The sequence below is a fragment of the Litorivivens sp. genome (assembly GCF_041625495.1).
Classification (GTDB): Bacteria; Pseudomonadota; Gammaproteobacteria; order Pseudomonadales; family Spongiibacteraceae; genus Litorivivens.
The window spans coordinates 21042-29666 of sequence record NZ_JBFJTH010000031.1; the positions used below are offsets into that span (position 1 = coordinate 21042).

Below are 8625 nucleotides of genomic sequence, written 5' to 3' on the forward strand. Positions count from 1 at the left end.
AGTTATACACCTGTTATGGTGTCCTGTTCCCGGATAGGGTGGGCCCGTGCAATCATACGCTATGGCCCTTACCTCATGTCTGAATCGGACCCGCTTGAACAACGTGTTAGTGATCTGCTGCAGCGGCTGACGCTGGCAGAGAAAGTTTCGTTGTGTGCCGGCAAAAGCCTGTTCAAAACCCAAGGCGTACCCCGACTGAGTATTGCCCCCATGAAGATGACGGACGGTCCTCGTGGCATCGCCTTTCACTCAGCGCTGCACCGCTGTACGGCTTTTCCCTCCGGGATTGCACAGGCGGCAAGCTGGAACGAAAGCCTGCTGCAAGTCTATGGCGAGGCAGTTGGAGATGAGGCCAGCTCCGTCGGCGCGCGGGTGCTACTGGGGCCGGCGATCAATATCACCCGGACGCCGCTTAACGGCCGTACTTTTGAATATCTCAGTGAAGACCCATATCTCAATGCCCGCCTTGCGGTGCCCATTATCCGGGGCATACAGCAGCGTGGTGTTGCGGCCTGCGTCAAGCATTTGGCGGTCAACAATCAGGAGACTAACCGTGTCCGACTGGACGCGAAGGTTTCGGAGCAGGCGCTGGAAGAAAGCTACTTGCCCGCCTTCAAAGCAGCGGTCGAAACCGGCGGTGCCTGGTCAGTAATGGCTGCCTATAACGCGCTTAACGGTTTTCCCTGTTGTGAAAGCGAGTACCTGCTGCAACACAAGCTCCGGAACGAATGGGGGTTTCGTGGCTTTGTGGTGAGTGACTGGTTTGCCGCTCGCCGCACCAGCAGCGCCCAGGCCTGTCTACGCGCCGGGCTGAATCTGGAAATGCCCGGTAAGGGAAGCCGCTTGAAGGCGCGCAATCTGCGCAATGCCGTGGCTGCAGGTCAGTTGACCGAGGCGGAACTCGACGGTCGCGTAGCCGATCTGTTGCGGGTGATGGCGCTGACCGGGCATCTCGACAATACGCCGTCAGCGGGGCGTCGCAACACCCCGGCTCATCAGCAACTGGCGCGGACAATGGCCGAGGAAAGCTTTACGCTGCTTAAAAACCGGGATGCAGTATTGCCCCTGGCACCGCGGTGCGGCCTGAGAATTGCCCTGCTGGGCCCTAAACTGGCCTCGCGCAACTGCTTTCCCCTGTGGGGCGGCAGCGCCGGGGTATGGCCTCCTTACGAAGTTACTCCGCTGGCCGGAATGCGCCGGGAAAATAAGGGCCGCTACACGTTTGTGCGTTCAGCCGAAGAAGCCGATGTCGCTGTCGTGTTTGCGGGCCTGAGTCACAGGCCCGGGCTGGATTCGGAGGGGGTAGATCGCAAGGCACTGGCCCTGCCCGGCGCACAGGATGCCCTGATCCGCAAGACCGCAGCCGTCAATCCCAACACTGTGGTGGTGCTGCTTTGCGGCGCCCCGGTAGCCATGCCGTGGCTAAACGAGGTGGCGGCCGTGATGATGGCCTGGTATCCGGGAATGGAAGGAGGCAGCGCCATTGCCCGGGTGCTTTTTGGTGATGCTGAACCCGGCGGCCGACTGCCTGTCACCTTTCCGGCGCGTCTGGCCGACAGCCCCGCGCACCGATCGCTGCGCACGTTTCCAGGAGAAAACAATGTGGTTCACTACGACGAAGCGTGTTTTGTCGGCTACCGCTACGCTGACTATGCCGGTATTGCACCGCTGTTTCCGTTTGGTCACGGCCTGACTTATACCCGCTTTGCATTCAGTGATCTCCTCTGTGAACTGGGCGCTGACGATGAGGTGTTGCGGATAAGCTGTCAGCTGACCAATACGGGGCAGCGTGCGGGCTCGGAAGTGGCGCAGCTCTATATCGGTAGCCCGGTGGAATCCTGCCCGCCCCAGGCGCTCAAGGGTTTCGTCAAAGTGCGGTTGGCGCCGGGAGAGCGGCGACGGCTCGATTTTGAGGTGCCGTTGGATCAGCTTGCGCACTACGATGAGATCAGCGTGAGCTGGGTGCGAACAGCGGGCGACTACCGTGTGCATGTGGGCCGATCTTCGGGGGATGTCCAGCTGTCAGCAGCGATCAGTCTGGACGATTGGTAAACGACTGGCGAAACTCGCGCGGTGTACAGCCAATGCTCTTCTTGAAGTTTTTGGCAAACAGGTTGGAATCTTCAAATCCCACGGCATAGGCGATCTGGCTAATGTTGGCGTCTGAGTAGATGAGGCGTCGTCGGGCTTCCTGCAGCCGCATACTGGTAATCCAGGCTTTGACGCTGATGCCCATATAATCTTTGAACAAGTGAGCCAGACGAGAGGCCGACAGATTGCAAGCTTCTGCTACATCTTCAATGCGAAAGGCTGTGGCGAGATTTTCTTCCATAAAACGACAGGCCAGATCAATCCGGCTATCGCGGTGTCGTGGCTGGTTCTGGCAGATGCCCGCAGCGCGAATCAGTATTTCCTCCAGTGCCGTATGCTGCAGATCCTTGAGGAAGGGGGGAGCATCATCTTTAAGTGCAAGCAGGCGTTCAAACGCGCTCAGGATCTGCTGGCGCTGATGGGCCTGCGTAAGTCGCAGCTGCTGCAATCCCGGCGTGCCATCGTCCCATTCAAGCCAGCCCTGCCAGTGACTGCGGGGTTGGAACAGAACCCAGTAGTGATCCCAGAGCTCGGCGGCCGGATGGCGGCCGTAGCGGTAGCTGGCGTTGGGTCGAAACAGCATCAGATCTCCGGGTATTGCCTCCCACTCGCGGTCTTCACTGATGAATAGAGCCCGCCCTTCCAGAGTCAGGTGCAAGGTCCAGCAAGGCATATTCCCGCTATAGGCGCTCTCACTGTCGCTGAAATTGCCGCGTAAGGTGCGGGTGCGACTGGTGACCAGACCGTTATCGAAGATGCCGTTGGACTCAAACGGAAAATCCGGATTCTTGAAGTAATCGTCGAGAAAGGCTTGGGCTTCGGCGTCACCGAATTCGTCTTCCATTACCGGCTGCCAGCGCGATAACAGATACTGCCGCTGGCGAGTAAAAGCGGCTCCGGCGCGAATGCTCATGCTGAGCTGCAATAGCTCCTCGGCATTGAAATGCCCACCCACCACATCGCGTACCGCTGCAACTTCGGTTTCATCAGGAGGGTGCGCATTGCCGTCGGCTGCCAGCAGCCGGTAGCACATGGCGGCGAAGATAGTCAGTGAAGAGCTGGGCATGGCACTGCGAGCATAAGCAATCCGGCGACCTGCGTAGCAGGAAATGACTGCAATATAGCAGAAGGGTCTGTTCCTGTTCAGTGGATACTGGCGCAGAATCGAGGGATTCCATAAGAACATGCAGGTTACCACCATGAAAATCCACCTATTGCCCAGCGCAATCGCTGCGGTCTCGCTGGCGCTGACGCCATCGGCACTGGCGCAGCTTGAAGAAGTGATTGTTACTGCCCAGAAGCGGGAGCAAAGCCTGCAGGACGTTCCCATGGCAGTGACCGCTGTGGGTCGCGCCTTCATAGAAAACAATGAAATCAACACGATCGAAGACCTTACCAAGGTTGTTCCGTCAGTACGCATGACTCCCGACGGTTCGCCCAGCGGCGGTTCAATACGTGTACGCGGTGTGGGTACAAACGTATTCAGCTCGGCAGTAGAGCCCAATGTTTTGGTAATGCTTGACGGTGTGCCGCTGGCGCGCAACAGTCTGGCGAATTTTGATTTTGCGGATATCGAGCGCATTGAGGTGCTTCGCGGACCGCAGGGAACCCTTTTCGGCAAGAATGCCTCTGCCGGTCTGATTCACGTCATCACCCGTGATCCGGCGCCGGAGTTTGAAGCTCGGTTGAAAGTAAATACCGAAAAAAATGCAGACTGGCCCGGCAGCCTTTACAAGGTGCAAACAACGGTCAGTGGTCCGTTGACCGATACCATTGGTCTGCGATTGACCGGGTTTTATAAGCAAAGCGAAGGTGTTTATGAAGACATCAACTTCGATAGCAATCTCCCGGACGTCAAGCGCTATGGTCTGCGCAGCAAGTTGCGCTGGGATCCTTCTGCCGAATTGATGGTGCGTTTCGATCTGGAGCTCGAACGCACCGATGGCGAAACGCCACCGGTGGTATTTCGCAGTGCCCACCCAGAGCTGGCGCAACGACTGCAGCCAATCGAACCCAGTAAGGAAAACCGGCGCGGCAAGACCTTTGGAACCAACCGCTATGACACCGAAAGCCTGGCGTCGACCCTGGCGCTGGACTGGGAGCTTGGTGCGGTATCTCTGTCGTCAATTACCGCGTTCCGTTCCGCCGACACCAGCGACAATATCAGTACTGACGGGCTCAATGGTCAGCGTGTCGACCTGACCAGCAACGGCGCTGAGCAGTCTATCGACACTTTTACTCAAGAGTTTCGCGTTACATCCGCTGACAGCGAGGTGCTTGAGTACACCGCTGGTGTGCTCTGGTTCGACAACCGGATCGAACGCGATTTTTCCCGCACGGTAGACGATCTGCCCGCGGCATTTTTTGCGACGGTACTGGCGCCGGGCGTGCCGCTGCCAGCTGTGCCGGCGGCCATGCTCGGAGGCTCGGATGCGTTCAATCAGAGAGAGGACAGCTTCCAGATTGTTGAAACAAGAAATCTCGGTGTTTTCGCAGAGGCGACCTGGCATCTGAATGAGCGCTGGCATCTGACGGCTGGAGCCCGTTACATACGCGACGAAGTAATTGTCGATACGCTGGAGCGTTTCTCGCGTGTGGCACACACGGCAACAGACACCGAGTTGATGTCGAGCCGGTTTGGGCCGGGAGGCACCACGGTGAAGGATACCGCTGCGACGGGTCGTCTGTCCCTGCAATACGACTGGGGCGAGCACAGCACGGTTTATGGCACTGTGGCGACGGGTTATCGAGGGTCGGCAATTGATCTTGATGCGTCGGACAGTCAGTCGGCGCTTGATAACCCGGTGGACCCGGAGACCGCACTGACCTACGAGCTGGGTCTGAAAAGCCGTCTTCTGGACAACCGGCTGGAACTGAATGTGGCTGCCTTTCATACAACATTTGAAGATTTTCAGGCGCAGATCACAGACCTAGACAGCCCGGGTTCGCTGGCGTCCTTCCGGCTTGATAACGCTGGTGAGTTGGAAACCAAAGGGGTGGAAATTGAATTTACGGCCCGGCCGGTTAATCCGGTGACACTGGTTGGCTCCGTGCTCTACAACAAGGCGGTCTACAGAGAATTTGTTACTCAGTGTTTTCAGGGGCAACGCGGAGATGAAGGCGGCGCGATTGACCGCGACGGTGACGGTACCTGCGATGCGCAGGATGTTGCGGGCAAACCACTGGCGAACGCGCCGCAGTGGAGTGCATCGCTGACGTCACGGTATGACCACGTTTATGGCGAGTTGGGACAAACGCTGTATGCGCAGCTCACCGGTCGCTGGCAGGATGAGGTTCAGTTCTCCAATGATCAGCATCCGCTGACCATCCACGACGCCTACAGCATTTGGGATTTACGCGTTGGATGGTTGAGCAGTGCAAGCAGGTTTCAGATTGCCGCCTACGTAAAAAACCTGTTCGATGAAATGTACGTTGCTTCGATTGTACCGCTGAGTCTGGTTAACGACCGACGCGATCTGGTGCATAACGTTTCGTCAGATGCGAATCGAAGCTACGGCGTAGCGGTGGAATATCAATGGTAACGAGCAAAGGAGTCAGCATGAAAAAGTGGATAGCCCTGTGTATTGCGGGCTGCCTGGGTGTCGTTTCCTGCAGCTCGAATCCGGAACAACAAAGCGCTGTGCTTACCCAAACTGTGCTTGTGAACAGTTGGCAGCAGAGCAATAGCGATACGCATTTCAATCAGCCCTATATCGATGTCGATGAATGGCGTAGTGAGCCGGTGCGTCATCGCTACATACACGGCGGTTTCACGGGGACAGATACACGCTTTTCCCTGTACTTCCCGCCGGCAGCTCAATATGAAGGGCGCTTTTTTCAATACATCACGCCGGTGCCTGACAGTGAAACTCTGTCGCAGGGCAGCAGTGGTGCCGACGACAAGATCGGCTTCTCGATTGCCAGTGGTGCGTATTTTATAGAAACCAATGGCGGCGGTCGCAACGCAACGGCCATGCCGGGCAGCGGAATTGATCCAACCATAGGCGCCTATCGTGCCAACGCGGCCGTGGCGCAGTTTTCCCGCGTGATTGCACAGGCGCTGTATCAATCTGGCCGCCCCTACGGCTATGCCTTTGGCGGCAGCGGCGGCGGCTATCGCACCATAGGTGGCATGGAGAATACCCATGGTGTATGGGACGGCGCGGTGCCTTTCGTTATCGGCTCGCCTATGGCCATTCCCAATGTGTTTACTGTGCGGATGTACGCCATGCGAGTGCTGGGTGACACACTGGCGCAGATTGCCGACGCGGTGGATGTCGGTGGCGGTGATCCCTACGCCGGGTTAAGTGATGAGCAGCGCCGCGCATTTGACGAAGTTACAAACATGGGATTTCCGCTGCAGGCTTGGCCTGTCTACCCGTCTCTGGGTTTGCACGGGTTTGCCGTGCTTTATCCCGGGATTCTTGCAGCGGACCCCGGTTACTTTCAGGATTTCTGGACTAAGCCCGGCTATGAGGGATACAGAGCTCCTGCTTCGCTTTTGAACGCGCGGGTGCAGCATAAAACGTCGGTGAAAGCGCTATTGTCAGTCAAAGAGGTTCAGGATTTGCTGGCAGAACATCAGCCCGGAACGGCGAAAAACCTGGCCGACACTGCCTGGAAATCCTTGCAGGACAACCGTGCAGTGGCACTGCAGTTGGCCGCTGTACCGGCAAAGTCTTCTCTCGGTCTGGATATGCAAGTTCTCAGTGGACCGGCCAGCGGCCAATACGTGCCGGCGATTCAGCTCAAGGGCGATATTGTGGTGTTGGGCTTCGGTCGCGAGAAGCTGGTAGAGCAGATGCAGGCCGGTGATGAAATCCTGTTGGATAACGGCAATTTCCTCGCGGCCCAAACTTACCATCGGCATCAGGTTCCCGGTGACGAATACCCGGCATGGGACCAGTTTCGCGATACGGATGGCAAGCCGCGTTATCCCCAGCGGCCGATGATACTGGGTCCTCATTTTACGATGGCGGCGGCTGGCACCGTGCCTCAGGGCAAGTTCGGCGGCAAGATGATTCTGGTTGAAAATCTGTTTGATACAGAGGCCTATCCTTGGCAGGGCGATTGGTACCGGCAGCGGGTGGTGGAACATCTCGGCGAGAATACGGATCAGCAGTTTCGTCTGTGGTTTACTGACCGCGCCAATCACAACGACCATTCCAAACAAGCGTATCCAAGGCATACGGTTAGCTACATCGGTGTGCTGCAGCAGGCGCTGCGTGATGTGAGCGCCTGGGTGGAGCAGGGCATTGCGCCGGCTCGTACAACTCGCTATAGCATCCGCAATGGGCAGGTAATCGTTCCGGATAATGCCGACCAACGACACGGTATTCAGCCGACCATTGGCTTGAATGCCAACGGCGGCGAGCGGGCGGTGATCAGTGCCGGCGATGATGTTGCCCTGATCGCAACCGTTGATGTGCCAAGCGGGGCTGGCACACTGGTAAGTGCGGCGTGGGATCTGGATGGCAGTGGTCAGTTTGCGATACCCGCAGAGATTGCCAACCCAGATGATGGCCCCACGGTAGTATCGCTGATTCATCGCTACACCGAACCGGGTACGCACTTTGCGGTACTGCGAGTGGCCTCACAGCGCGAGGGAGATTCAGAAACGCCCTTTGCGCGTATCTATAATCTGGCGCGGGTGCGGATTGTGGTTCGATAAGGATTGTCATCGCGGCCAAAATGAGTCTTTCTTAGTTACTACCGAATCTGTTTTCTTGAGAACCGCTATACGCTCCGGGGCCGCGATTGCGGGCGAGTCCTGAGCGACTGATATCAGGATGCTTATAGTGGCCAAAGTATGAATTTTTGCTTCCTGGCTAAACTGCGCCTTTTTTTATTTCAGCGAAGGCCAAAAAATATTTGTTGACTGAAATACAACTACCGGAAGATACTCACGCGGACCGTGGCGTAGAAAATGGCAGTGTGTCTTCGTCGCGTCAAATAATGGTCATGTTAAGTGTAAAGTTGGCGGCCGATATTGGGTTTGCCGGTGATGTCCTCACTAAGGAAGGAGGGGAGCATGCTAGGGGTCGTCCAACAAAAAGTTCGGTTTTCTATAACTTCTCACAAAGTAAAAACAATATACCGTCCTGCCATTATTTTATCTTTTATCCTTATATCGTCATTATGTGACGCCTCTTACTTTTTAACCGAAACCCAAAAAAATTCCGCTAGACGATGCTCTTACAAAAAAAATTACGTCGAGATCCTGCTAGAGAATCGTACAGCGTTGGAGGTTTATTTGCGGTTGTTTGGCTGCACCGGCATCAAATTGTTGGGTGGAAATTGTGTCACATATAAGTATGGTTGACCCCGAATTGCTGTCCCTAGAGCTAATAGCATGAAAAGCCGATCTTGCGCGCCTGATCGATGTCGTAGGTTTCGTGGCAGTCCAGTTGCCGACCGGATCATAGTCATTATTATGCTGTTTGCGTTAGTAGGGTGCACCTCGCTTAAGCCGGTTATCCCAGTATCGTATCGCTCAATTCAACAGAATATCGGCGTCGGTGACGAACTGGTTAT

At 56.3% G+C, this 8625-nt stretch carries 5 protein-coding genes; 4 read left to right on the forward strand and 1 reads right to left on the reverse strand.

Annotated features, from left to right (window positions below; translation table 11 throughout):
- Positions 1-75 precede the first annotated feature (75 nt).
- Positions 76-2052 (forward strand): glycoside hydrolase family 3 C-terminal domain-containing protein, encoded by a 1977-nt coding sequence (locus tag ABYP39_RS05715; protein ID WP_372781505.1) that lies wholly within the window; start codon positions 76-78, stop codon positions 2050-2052.
- On the opposite strand, the gene araC is transcribed toward ABYP39_RS05715, so the two are convergent.
- Entirely contained in the window at positions 2033-3157 is a 1125-nt protein-coding gene (gene araC / locus ABYP39_RS05720; protein ID WP_372749089.1) for an arabinose operon transcriptional regulator AraC, read from the reverse strand. The genes ABYP39_RS05715 and araC overlap by 20 nt on opposite strands.
- 133 nt (positions 3158-3290) lie before the next feature.
- On the opposite strand from araC, the gene ABYP39_RS05725 reads away from it, so the two are divergent.
- From ABYP39_RS05725 to ABYP39_RS05735, 3 genes are all read left to right on the forward strand, one after another.
- A complete protein-coding gene (locus ABYP39_RS05725) occupies positions 3291-5633 on the forward strand; it encodes a TonB-dependent receptor (protein WP_372781507.1) in 2343 nt (780 codons plus the stop codon).
- 17 nt (positions 5634-5650) lie between these two features.
- Positions 5651-7762, forward strand: coding sequence for a hypothetical protein (locus tag ABYP39_RS05730; protein ID WP_372781509.1), 2112 nt, complete (start codon positions 5651-5653; stop codon positions 7760-7762).
- Positions 7763-8443: 681 nt separating this feature from the next.
- The coding region (locus tag ABYP39_RS05735; protein WP_372781511.1) for a hypothetical protein at positions 8444-8625 on the forward strand (182 nt) is incomplete at its 3' end.

Coding starts and splice junctions, on each gene's coding strand:
- ABYP39_RS05730 (WP_372781509.1), top strand. CDS start 5,651: ATGAAAAAGTGGATAGCCCTGTGTATTGCGGGCTGCCTGGGTGTCGTT.
- ABYP39_RS05725 (WP_372781507.1), top strand. CDS start 3,291: ATGAAAATCCACCTATTGCCCAGCGCAATCGCTGCGGTCTCGCTGGCG.
- araC (WP_372749089.1), bottom strand. CDS start 3,157: ATGCCCAGCTCTTCACTGACTATCTTCGCCGCCATGTGCTACCGGCTG.
- ABYP39_RS05715 (WP_372781505.1), top strand. CDS start 76: ATGTCTGAATCGGACCCGCTTGAACAACGTGTTAGTGATCTGCTGCAG.